This is a genomic window from Vibrio sp. OPT24, assembly GCF_015163545.1.
GTDB classification, from domain to species: Bacteria; Pseudomonadota; Gammaproteobacteria; order Enterobacterales; family Vibrionaceae; genus Vibrio; species Vibrio cyclitrophicus.
Genome location: NZ_JADDYI010000053.1, coordinates 747162 through 771388 on the forward strand (window position 1 = coordinate 747162; position 24227 = coordinate 771388).

18 protein-coding genes are annotated in these 24227 nt (G+C 44.8%); 6 read left to right on the forward strand and 12 right to left on the reverse strand.

The window, feature by feature from the left end:
* Positions 1-33 precede the first annotated feature (33 nt).
* The 6 genes from IQO02_RS17080 to xsc form a co-directional block, all read right to left on the reverse strand.
* Positions 34-576, reverse strand: a complete 543-nt coding sequence (locus IQO02_RS17080; RefSeq protein ID WP_009845769.1) for a TRAP transporter small permease — start codon at positions 574-576, stop codon at positions 34-36.
* 164 nt (positions 577-740) lie between these two features.
* Positions 741-1742 carry a TRAP transporter substrate-binding protein gene (locus tag IQO02_RS17085; protein WP_016793781.1) on the reverse strand — a complete coding sequence of 334 codons (1002 nt, stop codon included), beginning with the start codon at positions 1740-1742 and terminating at the stop codon, positions 741-743.
* Between the two features lie 117 nt (positions 1743-1859).
* Positions 1860-3326: an NAD(P)/FAD-dependent oxidoreductase gene (locus tag IQO02_RS17090; RefSeq protein ID WP_016767900.1), complete on the reverse strand. Its 1467-nt coding sequence runs from the start codon at positions 3324-3326 to the stop codon at positions 1860-1862.
* Between the two features lie 48 nt (positions 3327-3374).
* Positions 3375-3812, reverse strand: coding sequence for a nuclear transport factor 2 family protein (locus tag IQO02_RS17095; RefSeq protein ID WP_016793782.1), 438 nt, complete (start codon positions 3810-3812; stop codon positions 3375-3377).
* A 264-nt stretch (positions 3813-4076) separates the two neighbouring features.
* A complete protein-coding gene (locus IQO02_RS17100; protein ID WP_016792251.1) occupies positions 4077-4892 on the reverse strand; it encodes an FRG domain-containing protein in 816 nt (271 codons plus the stop codon).
* 354 nt (positions 4893-5246) lie between these two features.
* Positions 5247-7058, reverse strand: a complete 1812-nt coding sequence (gene xsc / locus IQO02_RS17105) for a sulfoacetaldehyde acetyltransferase (RefSeq protein WP_010431312.1) — start codon at positions 7056-7058, stop codon at positions 5247-5249.
* 262 nt (positions 7059-7320) lie between these two features.
* On the opposite strand from xsc, the gene IQO02_RS17110 reads away from it, so the two are divergent.
* Together IQO02_RS17110 and IQO02_RS17115 are read left to right on the forward strand one after the other, a co-directional pair.
* The gene (locus IQO02_RS17110; protein WP_193838622.1) at positions 7321-8304 is read left to right on the forward strand and encodes an AAA family ATPase; all 984 of its coding nucleotides are present in this window, start codon (positions 7321-7323) and stop codon (positions 8302-8304) included.
* 3 nt (positions 8305-8307) lie between these two features.
* Positions 8308-10026: a cobaltochelatase CobT-related protein gene (locus IQO02_RS17115; protein ID WP_016792250.1), complete on the forward strand. Its 1719-nt coding sequence runs from the start codon at positions 8308-8310 to the stop codon at positions 10024-10026.
* A gap of 100 nt (positions 10027-10126) precedes the next feature.
* Here IQO02_RS17115 and IQO02_RS17120 read toward each other — a convergent pair whose 3' ends face one another.
* On the reverse strand, positions 10127-10894 hold the full coding sequence (locus IQO02_RS17120) for a TSUP family transporter (protein ID WP_010431321.1): 768 nt from the start codon (positions 10892-10894) through the stop codon (positions 10127-10129).
* Positions 10895-10960: 66 nt separating this feature from the next.
* Positions 10961-12034 carry a phosphate acetyltransferase gene (pta, locus tag IQO02_RS17125; RefSeq protein ID WP_016793784.1) on the reverse strand — a complete coding sequence of 358 codons (1074 nt, stop codon included), beginning with the start codon at positions 12032-12034 and terminating at the stop codon, positions 10961-10963.
* Positions 12035-12187: 153 nt separating this feature from the next.
* Here pta and IQO02_RS17130 point away from each other — a divergent pair, with 153 nt between their 5' ends.
* Together IQO02_RS17130 and IQO02_RS17135 are read left to right on the forward strand one after the other, a co-directional pair.
* Entirely contained in the window at positions 12188-12970 is a 783-nt protein-coding gene (locus IQO02_RS17130) for an IclR family transcriptional regulator (RefSeq protein ID WP_010431325.1), read from the forward strand.
* A gap of 147 nt (positions 12971-13117) precedes the next feature.
* Positions 13118-14539, forward strand: coding sequence for an NAD-dependent succinate-semialdehyde dehydrogenase (locus tag IQO02_RS17135; RefSeq protein WP_016792247.1), 1422 nt, complete (start codon positions 13118-13120; stop codon positions 14537-14539).
* 241 nt (positions 14540-14780) lie between these two features.
* Here IQO02_RS17135 and IQO02_RS17140 read toward each other — a convergent pair whose 3' ends face one another.
* Together IQO02_RS17140 and IQO02_RS17145 are read right to left on the reverse strand one after the other, a co-directional pair.
* Positions 14781-16964, reverse strand: coding sequence for a malate synthase G (locus IQO02_RS17140; protein WP_010431329.1), 2184 nt, complete (start codon positions 16962-16964; stop codon positions 14781-14783).
* 155 nt (positions 16965-17119) lie between these two features.
* Entirely contained in the window at positions 17120-18073 is a 954-nt protein-coding gene (locus IQO02_RS17145) for a LysR family transcriptional regulator (protein WP_010431332.1), read from the reverse strand.
* A 130-nt stretch (positions 18074-18203) separates the two neighbouring features.
* Between IQO02_RS17145 and IQO02_RS17150 the strand changes: the two genes are divergently transcribed.
* Positions 18204-19802, forward strand: a complete 1599-nt coding sequence (locus IQO02_RS17150) for an isocitrate lyase (RefSeq protein ID WP_016799456.1) — start codon at positions 18204-18206, stop codon at positions 19800-19802.
* A 209-nt stretch (positions 19803-20011) separates the two neighbouring features.
* Positions 20012-20590: a hypothetical protein gene (locus IQO02_RS17155; protein ID WP_010431336.1), complete on the forward strand. Its 579-nt coding sequence runs from the start codon at positions 20012-20014 to the stop codon at positions 20588-20590.
* Positions 20591-20754: 164 nt separating this feature from the next.
* Here IQO02_RS17155 and IQO02_RS17160 read toward each other — a convergent pair whose 3' ends face one another.
* Complete coding sequence (locus IQO02_RS17160) at positions 20755-21129, reverse strand: cystatin domain-containing protein (RefSeq protein WP_010431338.1); 375 nt, start codon at positions 21127-21129, stop codon at positions 20755-20757.
* 297 nt (positions 21130-21426) lie between these two features.
* A complete protein-coding gene (locus IQO02_RS17165; RefSeq protein WP_016792246.1) occupies positions 21427-23868 on the reverse strand; it encodes a M9 family metallopeptidase in 2442 nt (813 codons plus the stop codon).
* Positions 23869-24227 lie beyond the last annotated feature (359 nt).

Consider the following 24227-nt stretch of genomic DNA (forward strand, 5'->3'; position numbering starts at 1 on the left):
ACATCTCTCTATTACGGCTATTCTCTGTGACGACTACTGTGATGACTTTTGTGCCGTCATTTTGCGCAGTTCTTTGACTTCAGGATCTTCGTTCTTAGCGCCCTTAAATAAGCGCTCGTAGTTGTTCCAGATAATGCGCAGCATCATTAGAGAAAATGCGATTGGCAAAATCATATAGAAGTATTTCATTGGGATGCCTGTCGTCTGAGACTTCCAGAACAAATTCATTTTGTTGAACACGAAATCGTAGCTGAGATAAACAAAGTAGCCGTTAAACAGCAGCCATAAGAAGTCAGCAATGGTTTCACAGACGGTCTGAACAATCGGGGGGAAGAACTTGAAGTGAAAACTGACTCGGTTATGCGCCGACATCTTGGCCGCAACAACAGCCCCTAGATAGGCAAACCAAACAAACATGTAAGTAGCGACTTCATCACCCCAAGGTATGGAGTAATCGAAAAGCTGACGAGTAAGGATTTGTGTGAACAGCAATAGGACAAAGCTTGCTAGCAACAAACAACATGTATATTCCTCAATGTTGTTAAGGTGCTTTTTTATTGTTTTAGCGACTGACATATAACCTCCAATGTTGATTTCCACATGACAACCAGTCGCTCGCGGTACTAAAAAGATCAGGTACTGGACAGATCAACGAGTAAAGCCATGTAAATGCCCTACCTAACCGTTCTATCGCTAGGTGATTAAGTCGCGAAGAACAGCAGATAGGGCGAATCTAATCGTTACTTTCTACCTAGTAACTCAAGAACGTCGTCTAGCTTGTCTTTGCCTCCAATGCTTGAATAGAACTTAGGCCAAACTGACTTAGTGACTTTGCTGATCCACTCTTGCTCGTTGTCTGTAGGGTCAGTGAAGACCATGCCTTTTGCTTGCAGTTCTTCACGGATCTTGTTTTCAGTATTTTCTAAGTATGCAAAGCTGTGCTCTGTCGCTTCCTGACCCGCTTCAAGAATGATTTTTTGCATTTCAGGCGTCTGTTGTTGGAAGACTGTTTCACTGACGATTAGCGGCTCAAGAGAGAAGATATAACGAAGGTTTGTGACGTACTTTTGTACTTCATTGAACTTCATCGCATGCACAGTGATGTATGGGTTGTCTTGTCCATCAACCACACCTTGCTGCAGGCCAGTAAATGTTTCTGACCATGCCATTGGTGTTGGGTTTACGCCCCATGCTTGGTAGGAAGCAATCATGATTTCGTTACGAGGAACACGAATCACTAGTCCTTTTAGATCCGCTGGTGAAGCCACTGATTTTTTAGAGTTAGTCAGAACCCTAAAACCAGAATAAGCCCAGCCAACGATACGAACGCCAGCATCACGAATGGTGTTATCGACAAGGTCTTGACCCACTTGGCCTTGAGTTAATAGCACCGCTTCTTCTGCACTTTGAATGACATAAGGCATGGTCAATAGACCAACCGTTGGAGAGAAAGGCGTCACGTTGTTGATCGCCAATACTGAGAAGTCGAGAAGGCCGATTGCCGCGTCGTTAACGGTGTCTTGCTCGTTACCCAATTGACCATTCGGGAACAGGTCGATTTTGACTTTGCCGTCTGTTTTTTGCTCCATCAATTCAGAAAATGAGGTCGCTAATTCCCACTGAGTACCACCAGCAGCATCTCCGATAGCCATTTTAAAATTTGCTGCTGCCGCGGTATGAGATAGCATCGCTGTTGCTACAATTGTGACGCCAGCAATAATTTTATTTTTAATCAATTTCATAGTCTTAACCTTTCATATCATACAGACTTCCTGCCTGTACTTTGCTCACAAGGTGACCTGGTACAACTTTCCTGGTCGTAGTTCTATTTCCCTATTTTGGAAACAATGTTCGAGTAGCTAAAGCACTTCATCTTTTAGCGAATACCACTGATAAAGGAACTGTTGCCCTACTCTTCGAAATGGTGCAAACATCTCAGATTCCACCACTTCCCTCACGTTGGGGAACGGAAGTTTTGATTCAAATATTGGCAAGTCAAGCTTATGACCTTCACCTGCGATCCACTGAGCGAGGCGCTTGCCTGCTTGAGCGGAGTACATCACACCATTGCCGCCATACCCTAGTGCGTAGAATATGGATTGCTTTGGATTCGGCTGATAGATTCTTGGCATCATGTCGTGGCTAACATCTACCCACCCCCACCATGAATAATCGATTTTGATCTGATCGAGAGAAGGGAATTTTCGAGTTAAATCCGCTCTCAACATGTCTTCGTATTTCTTGTCAGGTGCATTCTTGCCACTGATGGCACTGCGTGTACCGATCTGCACTCGGTTATCGGGTAACAAACGGTAGTAATGACGCAAAATTCTGGTATCAGTAATCACCTGATTAGTTTTGAAGTTACACGCAGCGATTTCGTCTTGAGTTAACGGACGCGTCACCATCGAGTTAGAAAGTACGGGTAATAAGCGATTCTTAAGCTCTGAATGCAAACCTTGGCTGGTGTATCCACCGGTACAAACACCGACAGAACGAGCCTTAACCACACCACCAGGCGTTTTCAGGTAATGCACACCGTTGCGAGTTTCCCATCCCATCACAGGGCTTGCTGGGTGAACTTTTACGCCGAGTGCTCGCGCCTTTCTTAGATAACCAAACGCCAGTTTCCCTGCATGGATGCCAATACCTTCTGGCTCATGCATTGCGCCTGCTGCTTCTTGGTCGCCGACGTAATCACGCTTTACGGTTTCCGCATCTAAGATCTGCGCATCGTAATCAAACGTGTCACGCAGCAACTTGGCTTCTTTCTCGAGTGTTGCCATCACTTTTGGACGGTGAGCAACATATAAGTGGCCACCCGGCTGCGGGTCACAATCAATGTCTTTGATTAGAGACTTAAATGTGTTCATGCCATCGACGCATTCGCGGTGCATTTTTAGCGCGGTTTCTAATCCCCAGCGTTCAATCCACTGAGAACGCTTCAAACGTCCTGACGCACACTGAGCCTGACCACCATTTCGGGTACTGCAGCCCCAACTCATACGGTTAGCTTCAATCACAATCGCTTTAATGCCGTACATTTCAGCAAGGTGTATCGCAGTACTTAGGCCTGTGTAGCCTGAACCGATTATCGCCACATCGACATCCATATCCGATGTAATTGGGCCATCATCTTCAGGTGGCACGCCTGCGGTATCTACCCAATAAGTCGGGGCGTATTCCTTGCCGTGACCTGGGCTCTTGTCTTTAAGTGGGTCGTATTTTGGATCGTATCTTTCTTTTGCTTGGGTACTTTCTTGTGCTCGGGTGCTTTTCACCTTTGGTGGCACATCGGCTGCCGGTTGTTCCATTACTAAACTCATAATTCGACTCTCCTAGTCATAACACGTGAACGGGTTGTGGTTTCGTGTCTAGCTCTTGGGAGTGTTGTTAGGAGTCAAAAGAGGTCGTGTTTTACGGAAGGCATTTTTTACGCTGATTTTTCCCTCTTTCAGGGTAAACACATCAACCATACGAGCTTCGATGACGGCGCCATCAGGGTTAGTCGCAGAGAACGTTGATTCGCTTACCGCGCGGTCGCCACATACAAAGTGGACAGGGTCGCTCCAGGCTGCATCTGGAAAGTTCTGCCAAACCAATTCAAAGCTATTACGAACGGCTTCGTACCCTTCGATAGTGTTTCCAAGTTCGCCTTCTCCTGCCACGGTGTGGAAGACACAGTCTTCGGTCATAAACGACATTAGCGCTTCAATATCATGGTTATTCCATGCATCACTAAAAGACTGTAAAAAGGCGGTGTCGACTTGGTTTTCCAGCACGAATGTCGCTGCATTGGTTTGCATATTCATATTCCAGAATCCTTTATGTTTTCGTTATTGGTTTAAATTTCAGTAGCTTTGCGCCACTTTTTTATTAGAGTGTTTAAACTAGATCTGTGAAAATTTAACAACTTGATAACAAGATTCGCCACTCTAACTTCGAGTTACTTTATAAACAATCTTTAAGCTCACAGATTTCATCTTTTTATAAATTAATTAGTGTTCTGATTTTATTTATCTCGTAATCACTAGATTTATATGAGGTCTAAATAAAATCATTAGAAATATTAGACTTTAGTCGAAATCAAAATCTTGATGGTACTTTCGGCCATACTGCTCAAGCTGGCGATCATGAGTATTAACTTGTAACTCGATATTACCCTCGCCTTTATTAATTGCTTGATTGCTGTCTATATGGGCTTCATTTTTCAAATCAGCCAGTTTCTCTTCAATATATTCTGTCGGTTCATTTAAAACATTCATGGAGATTAATTCCTTTATCAGGTTTACTTTCGCTGATGGAAGAATATGAACGGATACTAGACCGTTTGAATATTCTTTTTCATCGTACAAAGGCTGAATGGCATCATTGCCACCTTCCTTAAATGGGTGAATGGAATACCACTTATCTTTTCGTTGCTCTTGCTGATCACAATCAGCCACATTGAATATCTGAGTCCTATTGAGGTCACATGGTGAGTTGAAAACACTAACTTTATGATAATCAATGGCTTTAATAATATTGATACAGTCTTTACTTTGGCTATGACATACAGACCACAGCGCATTAATCAGGTTATCTGTCCATTCAAGTAAACGGGTTGGAAACCCCTGTTTCTTGGCTAAACACATCAGTAACCAATCGTTTATCTCGTGTGCACTCAACGAATGCCCACCATAAACTCTCACGGTCGAGAGAAGCTCTTGTTCGACACGGCGAATATTCTTTCGATTTGATCGGCCTAAGCTCGGCATCAAGTTATTATTTTCATAATCACACACGTTATAAATCAAATCACGATGTCCACTACACTCAGCAATGAGTGAATCGATTATTTCATACAGCTCTTCGAGTGAGCTTATATAACGTTTATTTTTCACAACATTCATACAATAAGTCATTTAGTTTATATTCGGTAAAGTTAAAGTATTAATAATCACGTTAATAAATTGTTCAATTGGTATAGTTGTAATTATTGAAAAATGATAATAGGTATATATCTTCGTCAAAGATGACCATTTATGGATCCATTAGTTACGGATCGAACAATAATAATGAGTGACAAAATTTATATAGCTAGAACCACTTATGTACCGATGGAACATTTAATTAGTGTTCTAATGTTTAAGTAGAAATTATTGAACTAAGCGTTTACGTTCTTCACTTAAGCACTTTGCCAATACCCGTTAATATTGCCCGACCACGTTCTTTATAATGCGGTGGCCGGACAAACTTCCTATGACTTATACGTAGTCTTTATATTTATCTAGGAAACGAACCGGTGTTGATAGTGCATCTCGGCGGAACGGGTCGCCCAATTCCTGAGTACACATGATTTCAATGATGGTTGTTTTGCCTTCGTTCATTTGCATGTCGATAGCTTTTTGCAGAGTTGGGCCTACATCTTCTAGCTTATCAACTGTGATACCTTCAGCGCCCATTGCTCGTGCGATCTCTGCAAAGCTTTGGTTCTCAAGTTCACCAGCAACAAAGCGTCGGTTGTAGAAGTCGACTTGGTTCTTCTTCTCAGCACCCCATTGACGGTTGTGGAATACCACGGCTGTCACTGGAATGTTATGGCGAACACATGTCATGGTTTCCATCAAGCTCATGCCCCACGCACCGTCGCCTGCATAAGAGATAGCTGGACGATGAGGTGCCGCTGCTTTCGCACCAATAATGGTCGGGAACGCATAACCACAGTTACCGAAACTCATTGCAGCAAAGAAGCTACGTGGTTTTTCAAAGCGTAAGTAGCTGTTTGCCACTGAGTTGATGTTACCGATATCCGTCGAGACCATTACGTCTTCAGGCATCGCTTTTTCTAGCTCACGCAGTACTTGGCGTGGGTGTAGGTATTCACCGCCAGAGAACGGAGTCTCTTGAGAGTTTTCTTCAATCATATCTAAGCTGAAAGAGTCACGTTCGTGTGTCCACTCATCAAGCTCTTTTTCCCAAAGTGCTTTCTCTGTTGCGACTGTATCCTGACGAGCGCCTTTGTTGTCATCACACAACAGTGCGCGGCCTTCCAATCTTTCGGATAGAGCAACCGCAGCGGCTTTCGCATCACCACAGATACCAACCGAAATCTTCTTAACCAGACCTAGCATCTTGTTGTCGGCATCAATCTGAATGATTTTCGCGTTCTTCGGCCAGTAGTCCATGCCATGTTGAGGCAAAGTACCAAATGGACCGAGACGTGTACCCAAAGCGATAACCACGTCCGCTTGAGCCATCAATTTCATTGCTGCTTTCGAACCTTGGTAGCCTAAAGGACCACACCATAATGGGTGACTCGCAGGGAAAGAGTCATTATGTAGGTAGCTGTTCACTACGGGTGCGCCTAATCTTTCTGCCAATGCCGCACACTCTTGAACTGCATCTGCCATTACCACGCCGCCACCAGAAATTATGACTGGGAATTTCGCTTCAGCAATCAGGTCTGCCGCTTCATTTAGAGATTTCTCGCCACCTGGACCACGGTCTAAACGCGCGGGTTTAGGGATCTCAGTTTGAGTTTCGCCATAGAAGTAGTCACGTGGAATGTTCAGCTGAGTCGGGCCCATTTCGCTCATCGCACGGTCAAAACATCGACCTGTGTATTCAGCCATACGATCTGGGTGCGTTACGTGTCCTTGATACTTAGTGAACTCTTGGAACATTGGAAGCTGGTTACACTCTTGGAAACCGCCTAAGCCCATTGTTTTTGTACCTGTCTCTGGCGTCACAATTACGACAGGGCTATGTGCCCAGAACGCCGCTGCAATCGCAGTCACACAGTTACTAATACCCGGGCCATTTTGCCCAATAACCACGCCATGGCGACCCGATACACGAGAGTAACCATCTGCCATGTGAGCAGCGCCTTGCTCGTGTACTACTGGGACCAATCGAATGCCAGCAGGAGCAAAGATATCCATTGCGTCCATAAATGCCGACCCCATGATGCCGAACATATCGGTAACATCATTAGCAACCATAGTTTCAACGAACGCTTCTGATGGTGTCATTGTTACTGTGCCGGAAACAACCGTACGTTTTTCTTGCTCGCTCATTCTTCCATTCTCCTTGAGTTAACCAAAATTTCATTTTTCGGAATGAATTGTCTCTTTTTCGAATTCATTTTCACCTTAGTAGTAGAATTTTTGCGCGTCAACTTTTTATATTAAATTGGAACAAATCATTCTAATTAATAAAACCAGATCACATTATTGGTAGTTTTTCGTACAAAAAGTGCCGTTAACTTAAGCGGAGCTGTTAATAATCGAGGACATATCGCGATAGCAGCGACAAGTGATGAGTTATATAGAGGGAAAAATGATGAATGAGGCGGAATTGATACCAACGCAACCAGTAAGCGTGAGAGAACGCTTTGGGATCGACAGCAACCTAACCGTGATGGCATTTGAACATGCGGGCGAATATGTTCCTAAAGTCGATCCAAATTACTGTTTTGATCCTGAAGTGACGTTGGCTATATTGGCGGGGTTCACCTCCAATCGTCGCACATTGATACAAGGCACACACGGAACGGGTAAGTCGTCTCACATTGAGCAAATTGCCGCAAGATTGAGTTGGCCGTGTTTGAGGATCAACCTAGACGGACACTTAAGTCGCTTGGATTTCATAGGTAAAGACAGCATCGTCATTAGAGACGGAATGCAAGTAACAGAGTTTAAAGAAGGCATTCTTCCTCAGAGCATTCAACAACCCATCGCACTGGTATTAGATGAATACGACGCTGGTCGTCCTGACGTGATGTTTGTGATTCAACAGCTATTAGAGCAAGACGGTAAATACACCTCTTTAGAACAAAACCGCGTGATCACTCCTCACCCTTCTTTCCGCCTGTTTGCTACCTGCAATACGCTTGGCTTGGGTAATTTTTCAGGTTTGTATTCGGGTACTCAAGTGCTTAACCACAGTCAGTTAGATAGATGGAACATCATCGCCACGCTTAACTATTTAGATCCACAGCATGAAACTAAGATCGTGTTATCCAAGCTTCCAGAGCTGAATAATGAGAGTGGCCGACAGTTGGTTGAGAAAATGATCGCGACCGCCGGATTAACGCGTAACGGGTTTCGGGCTGGTGACCTTTCGACGGTGATGTCTCCGAGAACGGTACTCACTTGGGCCGAAAACATCCAAATATTCGACGATGTAGCAACGGCATTTAGACTGTCATTCTTAAATCGCTGCGAAGACGAAGAGAAAGAACTGGTTAGCGAATATTATTTCCGTTGCTTTGGTGAAGATTTAGAAACGCCTACTCAAAACTATTCGCATTCGGAGTCGTAAACCATGGCCAATGTTTCTTCCCAGCAGAAAAAGATCCTCGATCTTGGCGTGTCTGTCGCCAGAGCGATCAGCGGTGAGTTGAGTCTGAATTATCGGGGAAAACGTCTCTATAAAGGCAATAGCCCCTGTTATTACCAGTCCGCACATACTAACGATCTCACCTTTGTTTCTCGCCACGAGTTGAAAAACAGCAAGCTTTCGATGCAAGGCAAGATCGATTCATCAGCATTACGACTCTTGCTTTCAGATGCTGTTCTTCATTACTCATTGCGACCGAAAAACGAAGTCGAACGTCTGTTATATGATTTCTGCGAACAGGCACGAATCGAGTCACAAGTCCCGTCTTACCTAAAAGGCGTCACTAAGAGTATTCAATTCAACTTTGCGTATTGGAGCGACCAATATCATCAAAATGGCTTTACCGAATCACGAATAGGCATGTTGCTGTTTACACTGATGCAGGTCATCCACACCCGCTTAACTGGCGTTCCAGTTTCGGAGCCTATCGCTGAAACCATTGAATCGACTCGCGCCGGCATCGTGCCTACTTTTGGTCACTGCCTTAAACGCTTAAAGCAACATCGAGCCGACCAAGAGCAGTTTGCGCACTGCGCCAATGAGTTTGCGGCCCTTGCACAAAAGTTAATCATCCAAGAACAAGAAAGTGATAACTCGCCCACTCCAACGGTCGAAGAAGACATTAAGATCCTTGCGCAGCTAGCCTTGATTGTTGATGGTGACATTCAAGATGAAGACGTCGATAGCGACATAACGGGCAGTAGTAAGGTATTCGAGCTGTCAGGCGCCAATTATCAGGTCTTCAATTCAGAATTTGATCAAGTCATCGCGGCAGACAAACTCGTCAGGCGCGCCCTGTTACTCGAACTGAGGCAAAAGCTCACCGATGACATCATGCCGAGACAAGTAAACACTCGCCGTTTAGCCGCTATGCTCACCAGCTTTGTTGCGACGCCACAAAAGAGTCGACGTCAGGATCATCTTGAAGAAGGCATTGTTAACGCCACGACCATCACCAAGCTCATCACTTCGCCATTGGATCGTACTGTCTTTTATCAACCTGACATCGGCGCGTCTCATCAATGTGCCATCACGTTTTTGATGGATTGTTCAGGTTCAATGAAGAAACACAGTCACAAGCTAAGCCTACTGATGGATACAATTCTCAAATCCGTTGGACTGGCCAACATTCCATTTGAGATTATTGGCTTCACTACCAATAACTGGAACGGTGGAAAAGTTTATCGACAGTGGCTTAAACAAGGCCAACCGAAACACCCAGGCCGCTTAAACGAAGTTCGACATATTGTGTTTAAAGATTTTGATACACATTGGAGACGCTCTCGCCTTGGCATTGCGAGCCTTCGTAAAGCAGACACCTTTAAAGAAGGGATTGATGGCGAAGCGGTGCAGTTCGCTAGTCAGCGGTTGCAACAGCACAGTGCAAAAAGAAAGGTTTTAATCGTGTTCTCAGACGGCTGCCCGATGGATACCGCCACCAGCACAGCCAACGACCAGTTCTATTTGGATAACCATCTCAAACAAGTGATTGAGCGTGAATCAAACAAAAACCATATCGAAATTCATGGTGTAGGAATGGGCGTCGATTTAAGCCCGTACTACCGCAGTAATATCACTTTAGATGTGCAGGAGAGCTGTTTGTTTGGGTTATCTAGGAACATCTTCGAGATGCTAAAGCGTTAGGAGATATAAGTCGTGAGCAGTGAAGTATCGGCTAGCAGACCGCTAGCCTTTTATCGGAATGTTCTTAATAGGTAGCAAGAAGCTGATATATAACAAGTAGCTAAGAGACAGCAAGCAACGACCATGCAGACACAGCCATCAGATACCCACCAATCAACATCAGTACCGTAAACACCAGCTTTCTTAATTGGTCATTAGACAACGGTGGCGGGAAACGTCGAGCAAACATCGTGACAAGCGCCACCAAGGGGACAGCAATAGCGGATAGCCACAGTATGCTCGGTTCCATGTCGCCTGCAACGTAGACATTGACAGTACGCGACATCGACGTACAAGCGAACACCATCAGCAGTGTGCTTCGCACCAGATCGAGTGTAAAAGGTTGCCGATAGAGATGATAAACAATCGGAGGGCCCGCCATCCCAAATAACCCGCCCGCTAAACCAGAGCTAAATCCTGATATAAGGAATGATACCGTTGCCGAACGATCCTTTCTGGTTTTAGGTTTGAACATAAAGCTCACACCTGCGAATAGCACCATCGCACCCAATAGTCCTCGCAGGATATTGGTCGCAGAGTCACTCAACTCGTCCAGCAAGAACACCCCCATCGACACACCGGGAATAATACCGATGATTAACACCACCAGAATTTTGAGCTCCCCAAGCAGTGGCTTACCCATCAAAGCGACCAAGCAATTGAACAAGGTCACAATACTGACCACAGCGGCTATAACGGGTAAAGAGACCAGATTAAGGCTGACCGTCAAACCAATCACGATGATACCCAGCCCAAACCCCGTAACGGTTTGGAAATAGGTACCTACCGCGATGGTGGCAAGAATGGCGAGTAAAATAGGTAACTCCATTAGCTATCCTAATTAGGTTGTTTTGGGTTTGATTTGAATCTGAGTACTAGATACGAGAGCTAGATGTTAATACCGGAACTCAAATTCTGATTCTTCTTTTTCTTCAACATCAGCTTCAGTATCAGCCTTAGAGCTAGACACTTTCCCTTGCTGCGCTTGTACGGCAGTCACCGCAATTACGTTAAAGATATCTTGCGCGCTACACCCTCTGGATAAGTCATTGGCAGGCTGATTCAATCCTTGCAGTAACGGGCCAATCGCGACCGCGCCTCCTAACCTTTCTGCAAGTTTATAGCCTATGTTCCCCGCTTCTAAATTAGGGAATATCAATACGTTAGATTGGCCTTTCACTTCTGAATCGGGCAGCTTTTTCGCGGCAATTTCAGTCACAATCGCGGCATCGAGTTGAACGTCCTGATCGACGGCGATTCCGGGACAGCGTTGCTTCACTAACTGAGCGGCATTACGAACCTTATCGACCGATTCGTGTTTCGCACTACCATTGGTCGAAAACGACAACATTGCCACTTTCGGTTCTTCCATCAACAGCGTTTGTGCACTGTTTGATGCAGCCACTGCAATCGATGCCAACTCGGTTTCATTGGGGTTAATCACCAAACCACAGTCACTGAAAATCATGCCGCCTTTGAGATTATGGAAAGGCTCACACAACATCATCAGAAAGAAACTGGACACCAATTCACTGTCTGGTGCTGGCCCAATAATCTGAAGCGCAGCTCGCACTACATCAGACGTGGTATAAACCGCGCCATTAACCGTGCCGTCAACTAACCCTTCCCTCACCATCAAGTTGGCAAAAATTAGCGGGTCTTTGACCATTTCTAAAGCATCGTCGTACGACATGCCTTTGGCTTTCCTTAACTGATGAAGCCGTTCGGCCAACACCTCTTTAAGCGCGGATGCATCAGGTGAAACAATATGAATGCCGGCGAGATTAATGTGGTTCAACTGCGCTGCTTCGATAATCGCCTTTTCATCACCGACCAGCGTGATGTAAGCGAGCTGTTTATCTATCGCCAATCGCGCCGCTTTGAGTACACGAGGGTCTTCTGCTTCGCTCAAAACCACTAGCTTACGATCTAAGTGAGCCTTATCAATAATCCGTTCAATCGCCTTCATCTTAAATTCCACTTATTGAGATTAATTGTTCCATAATTTATATTTATATTATTGGAATAATAAAAAAGGTCAAATTTTATTCAGATAATTGAAGAATAATGATTTGGTATGTACACTCTTAGGCATAGACATATCGCAAGGATGGATCATTATATGCAAACAGAAATACCACCAGTTCAAGGGGATACACCGACTCTCCGACTTTTTGCACTATTAGAGGTGATAGCGCAAAAAGACGAGTTTATTTCTCTTCAGGGATTAGTCGAAGAAACTGGACTACCAAAACCGACCCTGCACCGAATGCTTCAGCAGTTAGAAGCAGCAGGCATCATTCAACGAGACGGCGATGAGAAGCATTACAGCTCTGGTATTCGACTCAGAAAGCTTGCTGAAAATCTGCTGTTGAATAGCACCATGCACAGCGCACGACGCACTATTCTTGAAAACCTTCGAGCAGAAGTCGGCGAGAGCTGCAACCTAACGGCACTGTCGAGCGGTGAGATCATCTATCTTGATCGCGCAGAAACTGAAGCCCCGCTGCGCTTCCATCTACAGCCAGGCTCTCGCGTACCCGTGCATTGCTCAGCTACAGGCAAACTGTTTTTGGCGCACATGTCGAAATCACAGCGCAGAAGACTGATTGAAAACGTGCCACTGACTCAGTACACAGTGAAAACCATTACTGACTATTCGACGTTAGAGAAAGACATCGAAGAAGCGAAGATCCAAGGTTTTGCTATTGATGATGAAGAGTTCTTACCAGGGTTAGTCTGTATCGCCGTATTAATACCGTCTTCTACTGGCCAATCCAATCTTGGCTTAGCAATACAAGCTCCAGTGATTCGAGTAAAACCAGACGAAGCGATCAAGTTTCTGCCAGCTCTTCAAAAAGCAGCCAAAGCGCTCGCGAAGATAGAGTCTGATAACTGGGGCTAGTGAGAAGATTTATCTCAGAGAATAACCAAGATTAGCGACTTAACATCCATGCCCTTCGACCAATGAACATTTGGTCGAAGTCATTTCAACACACGCCAACCCGCACATAAGCAACACGTCTAAAGTAATCACAACAAAGGAATCACGATGCTAAACATTAAGAACCAGCACTTACTCTCTTTTATGGTGACAGAAGCGAACAACGCAGTTGCAGTCACAAACCCAGCAACGGGTGAGCTTATTGGGCATGCACCAATCTCATCTGAGGCAGAGTTAGAGAGCGCTATCGAACGCGCTCATGTTGCGCAGAAAGAGTGGGCAAAAATTCCCGCTAAATCCCGTGCTGCATTGCTAAGTGGTTGGCATCAACTGATCCTTGAAAACAAAGAAGATCTTGCTCGCCTAATGACCATCGAACAAGGTAAGCCGTTAGCAGAAGCGACGGGCGAAGTGGTGTATGGCGCGAGTTTCATTGAGTGGTTCGCCGAAGAAGCCAAGCGCACTTACGGTGACTCCATTCCTAGCACAGTCGCTGGCAAACGCTTAGTAACAATCAAGCAGCCGATTGGGGTCGCGTGTGCCATTACGCCGTGGAACTTTCCGATTGCAATGATCACTCGTAAGGCCGCCCCTGCCCTTGCTGCTGGCTGTAGTTTTATTGTGAAGCCCTCAGACGAGACACCACTGTCTGCGTTTGCTGTGGTTGAGCTGGCATATCAAGCGGGCATTCCTAAAGATCTACTTCAAGTCGTACTCGGTGAAAGCCCAGAGCAAGTGGGTGGTCTTTTCACCTCACACCCACTGATTAAAAAAATCTCTTTTACTGGGTCTACCCGAGTCGGCAGTATCTTGATGGCTCAAGCTGCGAAAAGCATTAAGCGCACTTCAATGGAACTGGGCGGCAACGCACCTTTTATTGTGTTTGACGATGCAGACATCGACGCGGCCGTTCAAGGCGCAATGGCTTCAAAATTCCGTAATGCAGGCCAAACCTGTGTTTGTGCAAACCGTTTCTACGTACACAGTAAAGTACACGATGAGTTTGTGGCTAAATTCGACCAAGCGGTACAGCTGCTTAAAATTGGAAACGGCTTAGATGAGGGTGTAACGGTTGGCCCTGTTATCAATGAAGGTGCTAAGCAAAACATCCAAGGATTGATAAACCGAGCTATTGAACAAGGCGCGACACCTGTGACGCCACTTCAACAACTTGATGGACTCTTCCTTCAACCCGTTGTTCTTAAAGATGTAAAACACAGCATGGACATTGTTCAGCAAGAGATCTTTGGTCCTGTCGCTCCTGTGATGCGATTCGAGACAGACGAAGAGCTTATTGAGATGGCAAATGACACCATTTATGGATTAGCGTCGTACTTCTACAGTCAGAACATTCATCGAGTATGGAACATAGCAGAGGCACTTGAGTACGGTATGGTCGGCATTAATGACGGTATGATCTCGACTGAAGTCGCCCCTTTCGGTGGTGTTAAGCAATCAGGTATTGGCCGTGAAGGCGCAAAGGAAGGCATCGATGAGTATATGGATATTAAGTATCTTTGCTTTGGTTGAAAATAGGGTTGGTAGTCACTAAGTTTCCTCACTGACTCAGCTATTCTCTTTCTATAACCCCTCAAAAAAAAGCCGCGCTATAAAGCGCGGCACCTTGGGCTCGGTTTAAATGGGTGTTTCTTTTCTTAGTGGTTTTATTATTTAGTGACGTTGTTATTTAGTGACGTTGTTATTTAGCTACTCCGTAACACAGTTACGTTACTTTGCTATTTTGTTCTGTGGCCTATTTAGCAACCTTGTTTTATGCAAGTGCTTTTAACTTCAATCGCATCGCATGTAGCACTGGCTCTGTGTAACCACTTGGTTGGGCGCAACCTTCGAATACCAACTGACAAGCTGCTGAAAATGCAATGCTGTTTTCAAAGTTAGGAGCCATATTACGGTAGCTAGGGTCGCCAGCGTTTTGCTCATCAACCACTGCTGCCATGCGCTTCATAGTTTTCATTACTTGGGCTTCATCGCAAATACCGTGACGTAGCCAGTTAGCGATGTGTTGGCTTGAAATACGCAGTGTTGCGCGATCTTCCATCAAACCTACATCGTTAATATCAGGTACTTTAGAGCACCCTACGCCTTGGTCAATCCAACGAACCACGTAACCTAGAATACCTTGCGTGTTGTTATCCAATTCGTTTTGGATATCTTGAGCTGTTAGCTTTTGATTACCTAATAGCGGAATAGTAAGGATATCGTCTACATTGGCTCTCACTCGCTCACGAAGCTCTTTCTGGCGGCTTGGTACACTCACTTTGTGATAGTGCAGAGCATGCAAAGTCGCAGCAGTTGGAGAAGGTACCCAAGCCGTATTCGCGCCAGCTTGTGGGTGTCCGATTTTCGCGTCCATCATCTTCGCCATATTATCTGGCTCTGGCCACATACCTTTACCGATTTGAGCTTTACCTTGCAGGCCACAAGCTAGGCCAAGATCAACGTTTTGATCTTCGTATGCGCCAATCCAAGTCATAGTTTTCAGCTGTGTTTTAGGCGCAAATGGCCCAGCTTCCATACTCGTGTGAATCTCATCACCCGTTCGGTCTAAGAAACCGGTATTAATGAACACAACACGATCTTTAGCCGCACGAATACATTCTTTCAGGTTGACCGAAGTACGACGCTCTTCATCCATAATGCCAACTTTGATGGTGTAGCGGTCTAAACCTAAAGCATCTTCAATGCGACCAAACAACTCATTGGTAAACGCCACTTCTTCAGGGCCATGCATCTTAGGTTTTACAATGTTGATACTGTTTGCGGTCGAGTTTTGGTAAGCGCTATTGCCTTTTAAATCATGTATCGCGATTAGCGAGGTGATCATACCATCCATAATGCCTTCAGGTACTTCATTACCTTCGGCGTCAATGATCGCAGGGTTGGTCATTAGGTGACCCACGTTACGTATAAATAACATGCTGCGGCCTTTGAGCGAGATCTCACCGCCAGTGACACTGGTGTATTGGCGATCTGGATTCAAACTACGAACGATGGTTTTGCCGTTTTTCTCTAGCGACTCTTTCAGGTCACCTTTCATCAAACCTAACCAGTTGCTATAGGCAAGCGCTTTATCTTCACCATCAACCGCAGCAACCGAGTCTTCACAATCCATAATGGTCGTCAAGGCAGCTTCGACTAATACATCTTTAATACCAGCAACATCAACGCTACCAATCGGTGCGCTCGGGTCAATTTGAATTTCGATATGCAGATTATTGTGTTTAAGCAGAATGCACGAAGGGGAACTTGCGTCGCCTTGATAGCCAATGAACTGGTCGCTATCAATTAGAGTGACTTCCTCACCGTTATCCAGTGTCGCTATCAGCTTATTACCGATACTAGCGTTACTGATGCTGTATTTGGTTACGTCTTTATGAGAAACGCCATTTAGTGGCGCAGCATCATCAAGGAACTCACGAGCATAAGTCACGACTTTAGCGCCACGCACAGGGTTAAAGCTTCCACCTTTTTCCGCGCCGTCACTTTCGCTGATCACATCGGTTCCGTAGAGCGCATCGTATAAACTGCCCCAACGCGCATTAGCCGCGTTAAGTGCAAAACGTGCATTCATAATAGGTACAACAAGCTGCGGGCCCGCTTGTGTTGCAATTTCAGGCTCAACGCTTGCGGTGGTTACTTGAAAGTCTTCGCCCTCAGGCACTAAGTAGCCAATCTGTTGCAAGAACTGTTTGTACTCTGCCGCATCTAGCGTTTGTCCAGCACGCTCTTGGTGCCAAACGTCAATTTGATGTTGAAGATCGTCGCGCTTAATAAGCAATGCGCGGTTCTTTGGAGCCAAGTCTTCAAGGATGGTTGCAAATGATTGCCAAAAGTCTTCAGCGACAATGCCTGTTCCAGGAATGACCTGATCATTAATTAATTGGTAGAGGGTGCTATCAATGTTCAAGCTTCCCTGTTGAATACGACTGCTCATAAAATCTCTCTCAAGCTAACTGATGACTACTCAATATATTTACTTAACTGACTTAAATCTAAATAACTAGTTTAAACTTACTTAACGGGCGTAAATTTAGCTAATTTATGCCAGTTATACTGGATATTCATATAAAAAATACCCTACAAGCTGTGTTATCCCGTCACTCCACTCTCTATCTCGTTGGCAACACTTTTAATTAAGCGGCGCATCCATTGGTGGTCGGGATTGGTTTGTAATAATGGACTCCACGCCATTTTTACCTCAAAGGGCTCAATCGCAAATGGCGCAGGTTTGATCAACAACCTAGGATTATTGCGCTGCAATTGTGCAGCTTTGGTTGGAATGGTAAGAATCAAATTTTTCTGTTGAGCGAACAAAATCGCCGACAAGTAGTGTCGAGTAAACACCGTAATATTTCGTGTTTTACCAATACGCATTAGTGCTTCATCTATCCAACCCAGCTTTTGTGCTTCACTCGGATTGATCCCGACTCCGGTTCCCATTCCGGTTTTACTCACCCAAATATGTTGTGCCTTTAAATAAGACAAAATATCAAAGTTGTCGGCTATTGGATTGTCACAGCTAAATAAGCAAGAAAACCCGTCGTGCCAAAGGCTCATCTGGTGAAACGACTGTGGAATATCGTCAAAACGATTGATAATAATATCAACAGTTCCTTGCTCTACATCCTGATAACTCACGTCACTTGGCGTCATGATATCCAGGCGTATTTTCGGCGCGATCTCACTCAACTTTTTTAGCAATGGTTGAATGATGGTCGATTCAGCATAATCACTCGCCATAATACGAAACACACGTTCACTGTCTTCCGCACTAAACTCAGTGGTCGGTTGTAGCGTCTTCTCTACATTGGCCAGTATGTTGCGAATCAGCGGCTGTAATTTGTGCGCTCGCTCGGTAGGAACCATTCCTTCACTTGTTCTCACCAGCAGTGGGTCTTCAAACAGATCACGTAGTCGACGCAGGCCATTACTCATGGCTGGCTGAGTTATTCCTAATTGATTTGCTGCTCGTGTTACGTTTCTTTCACGTAGCAACATGTCTAAATACACAAGTAAATTAAGGTCTATACGAGCAATATTCATAAGAAAAATACCGAATATAATAACTATAAATTAACAAAATTATCACATGCGTGGTTATTCTTTGTCCATAGCAAAGTTTTAATCCAAGCCAATTTGGCAACCATACCCCACGTGAAACTAAGGAATAGTTATGTCGCAAATTACACAAGATATCGAAATGATAGAAGTTGCAAAAAGCGCTGCAGGTGCACCATGGGATGCAATTAACCCTGAATCTGCTGCTCGTATGCGAGCTCAAAACAAATTCAAAACAGGTCTAGATATCGCGCAATACACAGCAGATATCATGCGTGCGGATATGGCGGCTTACGACGAAGACAGCTCTCAATACACTCAGTCTCTGGGTTGCTGGCATGGTTTCATCGGCCAACAAAAGCTGATTTCTATTAAGAAGCACTTTGATGGTAAAACAGACCGACGCTACCTATACTTATCAGGTTGGATGGTTGCAGCACTTCGCTCAGACTTTGGTCCACTTCCAGACCAATCAATGCATGAGAAAACATCGGTTGCAGGCCTAGTAGAAGAACTATACACATTCTTGCGCCAAGCTGATGCACGTGAACTGGGTGGTTTATTCCGTGAGCTAGACGCAGCACGTGAAGCCGGCGATGTTAATCAACAGAATCTTATCCAAGACAAAATCGACAACCACGTGACACACGTAGTACCAATCATTGCAGATATCGATGCAGGTTTCGGTAACGCAGAAGCGACTTACCTAATGGCTAAGCAGATGATTGAAGCTGGTGCATGTTGTCTACAAATCGAAAACCAAGTAGCCGATGAGAAACAATGTGGTCACCAAGACGGTAAAGTAACGGTTCCACACGCTGACTTCCACGCAAAACTTCGCGCACTTCGTTACGCATTCCTTGAGCTAGGTATCGACAACGGCATCATTGTTGCTCGTACCGATTCACAAGGCGCTGGTCTGACAAAAGAAATCGCAGTAGTGAAAGAGCCAGGCGACCAAGGCGATATCTACAACTCATATCTAGATGTTGAAGAGATCGATGTTGCAGATATGGCTGAAGGTGATGTTTGCTTTAACCGCGACGGCAAGCTAGTTCGTCCTAAGCGTCTACCATCTGGCTTGTACCAATTCCGTGAAGGTACTGGTGAAGACCGCTGTGTATTTGATTGTATTGAAGCAATCAACGCGGGTGCTGACCTACTTTGGATTGAGACAGAGAAACCACACATAGGTCAAATCAAAGAGATGATGGATGGCGTACGTGAAGTGCATCCTAACGCTAAACTGGTATACAACAACTCACCATCATTCAACTGGACGTTAAACTTCCGTCAGCAAGCGTACGATGCAATGGTAGCAGCAGGTAAAGATGTATCAGCTTACGACCGTGCAAACTTAATGAGTGCGGAATACGACGAAACGGAACTGTCTGCAAGCGCTGACGAGAAGATTCGTACATTCCAAGCGGACGCATCTCGCGAAGCGGGTATCTTCCACCACTTGATTACTCTGCCGACTTACCACACAGCTGCACTGTCTACCGACAACCTTGCAAAAGAGTACTTCGGTGACCAAGGCATGTTGGGCTACGTTGCAAATGTTCAGCGTAAAGAGATTCGCCAAGGTATCGCATGTGTTAAGCACCAAAATATGTCTGGTTCAGATATGGGCGATGACCACAAAGAATACTTTGCTGGTGAAAATGCATTGAAAGCAGCAGGTGAAGCGAATACATCAAATCAATTTGATTAATCGCTAACCGTTTTCCCCAATAAAATCTCCTCCTTCCCCATTCCCTGTTAGGTTTTCGGAGGGAGGAGGTTTTGAAATGAAGATTGTATTTATTATAAGCTTCATCTCAAAGCCTCAGATTTGTGTTCCACACCACGGTTAACTGAACAACTTCTGTTTAAGCTAATTACATTCCCGTTCGTTGACTTTCCTATTTATTGAGAGTGCCTATGACTTCAATTCCTACACACTTACAAGATGCAAAAACACTGCTATCAGAAAATGGTTTCGCGACGGGGGATACTTGGTATCACGGTACATCTTCAGCCTTACTTGCTTCAATCCAAGGTCAAGGGCTAAAACGCTCTGGCGATAAATCACTCACCGAAGCCGCCTTAAAAACCATGGCGACTATTGGAAACGACTACACAGAATCCGTTCAACCTATCTTTCTTACTCAGAGTAAAGAACTCGCGTATTACTGGGCTCAGCAAACGGTTCGAGAACGCACGGTTCGTTTTGCAGGCACAGAACTCCCTGTCGTTTTAGCAGTGAACCTACCAGAAAAACAACGTCAAAAAGTAAGGCCTGACGTTGGTGCAATGAGCCTACTAATGATGAGTGCTGGAGAGCAGTTCATGGAACACTTGGCTCAGATCTATCAAGAGAACAACATTGAAGGCCCAAACATAGAACTACGTAATGCCGATCGTATGGACTACCTCAACAAACTTGGGATGGCATACATTGATGAAGACATAAGTCGCGCTTGCGTGAAAGAGTTATCGGAACCCGAACTGGCTAACTAATATAGCTAGCTAATAACAGCTAACTATTAACTACTAGCTAGTTAATAGTTAATAACGTTTAAACCGCTCCTACTGACATTAAAAATGGCTCCGTTGAGAGCCATTTTTTTAACCACTTGTTGAGCTGTGCAACCCAACTTAACAGCCGAATTTGTTAAACTTGTTTATTGGCACAAACGGCCTTGTTGCGCGACTTCCATCATCTCGATATCACCTTGTAACGAACGATAGACGATAGTATTCCATACCTCACCATTATCCATTTCAAACTCAATAGCATAGTTCAAGCCAGCAACGACCTGAGTACGAACACTCAGAATTTGTTTGAGCTCAGCTGCAGTGTTCATTTGACCAAGAACTGCGTCTAAAGCTTGCTCTGCCTGAGGCGTGATATCACTTTTCGACCAACCACCGGTAAGGTTTTGAGTGCTACAGATTGGATTCGTATTCTCTTGTGATTGGTTCATAGCTTCTCCCTTCTGACTGCACCCAGCCAAAACCACAACGCCTACCAAAGTAACCAGTAATGTTTTTTTCATAAACCCTCTCTAATAGGTCAAGCCTCTAGTAACAAGCAATTACTCGCAACAATGTTTCATATGCTGTCAAGATTAAACCTCAAATGTCATCACTTCATCAGAAATTACGGTGTACCAAACCCATAATCACAGAGCAGTGTCAAAAAACAAAGCCGGACATTTATGCCCGACTTTTTGTTCTGCTATTGAGCTTATATTTAGACCATTTAGGTAGGGGGACGTTTTCGTCATTTCTAGTTGGGCTGATGCCCTTTTATTAATACTATTGACTTAATGCGTCTTATTGGTGCTCTCTACTTAGTGAACGTACACCAACATCTCAACATCATCCCCTTCTAAGTCTGCGCTGAGTAAGAAATGCAAATAACCCACCTCGCTCACCGGAATTTGCAGATATTCATTACTACCTGTGTAGTTCGACGTATACTCGTATTTCCCTGCGGTTGGCCAATATGAGCGACTAGCAAACAGATCGACATTACCGGTATCTGATTGAGTCGCTTTTTTATCCGTTAACCACACTCGCACCTCCTGCACACCTTCAGGAACATACACCGCAGCATAGCGGCGTTGATGAACAGTAATTATTTGTGGCTGACCTGACTCGAAGATTATTGGTGTTAAATCATCTTGTTCTTGGGCTGGTGGTGGTAGCGTTTCTGTTTCTAACGATGCCAACAGTTTCACGTCATTGAAATCGGTGCGCCCTGCGATACTCATGTAGTAACGACCTGTTTGGATGTAACCCGACGCTTCTGGCTCAAACGTCACAACTTCATTACTGCCGTTACCGTATTGGCTGAACTCGAAATCATAATAATGCGCCTCTTTGTTGTAACTCATATAAAGGTCTGCATCACTTTGACCCAGAGCACTACCTTCAATCGAAACCTCAAAATGCGTGGTGTTCTCTGGTACATCGACGTAGAACAACTGCTCACTGTACGCCTCGCCGCTCAACACCACACCTTGGTTTGCTGCAAGCACTATGGCTTGGTCTGTTGGATTTGTAGGATCAGTCGGTTCTGTGGGATCAGTCGGCTTTGTTGGTTCACTTGAAACAGTGTCTAGCCAACGCTCAAACTCACCATTGTATTGCAGCCCAAGCACTTTCACTTGTTGTGCCCATTCTGAAAATTTGCCAGCACGAGACAGTGCCAATAAGCTTTGTACCTCTTGAGGATGTTCTTCTATCATAAAGCGCACCGCCAAGTAGCCCCATCGGTAGATACGGTTAGAATCATGGGAGTAAGTGGTCGCAAGCACATCCGACAAACTCATCTTCCCGCTACGAATCAAACCAACAGCGGCATCGTAACCTTGCTTGTAATGCATGAACTCAGCAAAACCTTCTAGCCACCACACAACGTAACCATGTGCCAAGTTGTCGTTAAACGACCCGTATTGGTTAAAGCGCGCATCGAGATAGTGAGTGTACTCATGCTCTAAATTGAGAATTGAAAGGTCATCGCCGTTAGCGTAACGGTAAGCTACAAAGCGAGCGACGTTACCCACTTCTGATGGGTTTCCTTCTAAGTACTGACCACCGTTGTCTGTGGTGTTTCCAAACAAGAATGCAGAGTAATCAGTGTAGCTACCTTTACTGCCAAACACCGCGACTTCAACTCGCTCGTTATTATCGTCGGCGACAGGTTGTTGACCTGTGTTCGCTATTTGATGGAAGTCCGCCTCTTTCCCCGCGAGTACATCACACGCTTCTTGTGATTGTGCTTGCGTTAAATCTTGAGAACGAATAATCGCAGGTCCTTGGCACTCATGACGATTGGGAAGTACACGCATTGATAAATCACGCTTTGCTTGCTCTAAATCCAATCCATTCAAGCCGTCTGGCGCGTAATACCCCATCATCTCAACCGCCGCTAACCAAAGCTTGTCATGCTCACTACCAAGTGGGTTTTGTACCATCACTTGCTGCATAAAACGCAGCGCTTTGTCTTTCGTTGATTTATCTGGGCTTGCCAGCAAACGACCTGTTTCACGCACGGCGTTATAAACAAGGAAGCTCGCATCAGTATCTAAAGCCCACGTGTTATCACGAGCGAATACCGCCAACGTATCGATGTGCTGGGTATGGCTCGCCATGTAATCGTAGAAGTCATCTCTAGCTGCGTGCCCTGCCATTGCTCGAAACAGGTTGTTTAACCCGTCGACCCATTGTGAGTCTTGCGCCGTTTCTTGATTAAAGTGACGTAATGCCGCAAGTTGAGCATCCATTGTTAGTGGCAATTGCTTAACGTTATCGACCATTAACGTCAGGCTCTTCATTGCCCCGACTTGTTCGCGACCTTGGTCTAATGCATTTGTATTCGCAAGAAAAGCATTGGTCGATTGAGCAAAACGTTGACTCAAGGCTTTAGAGAAATCTTCAGCTTGCGCGTTATAGCGAACGTAATAAGCGGCACGAACAAACTCACCAAGGTTTTCGATTTTACGGGCTTGTTGTTCTTCCCCTCGATAGCCGGCAACTTCCAAGCTCAGCGCGATTTGAATGCGGCTAAGACTCGCTTCACTATAAATATTATTTAATGCATTTTCCGGTGCAGAGAACCAAGATCCATAGCACCTATTATTTGCAGCAGAGACAGAAAGAGCAAGATCAGCGGCCTGTTGAAGATCAATGACATCACATTGATGTTCGGCAAAAGAGAAGCTGGAAACACTGGCAAGGATGCAAGCGATCGCCAAACGATGACGCGGGAATAAACGGGTATGAGACATACTACACTCATTAGTTAATTATATATTTTGGCTCGCCGTTATATTCCTTGCGATTATCAAGGTGAATCTAGTTGCTTATGATTTATGAGATTGGTTCAAAAAATAGATATTTTTCATAATTTTATAAATTTAAAAGCTTATGCTCACCTGATTAGATCATATTAAAACTACAACTAACACATACAAACTGTTGATAGTAAGACAGTTTATTTTCATGTTAATTAAAACAGATATGATAAAGCTATATTGTTAAGGACGAGCACAAGTAGTAAACTTGCGCCCAATTGTGCAACATGTTTTATACAGTGCGAGCACAGGTAAAGTCACTATTACCCTGTTAGTGGCGTACCACATATCAA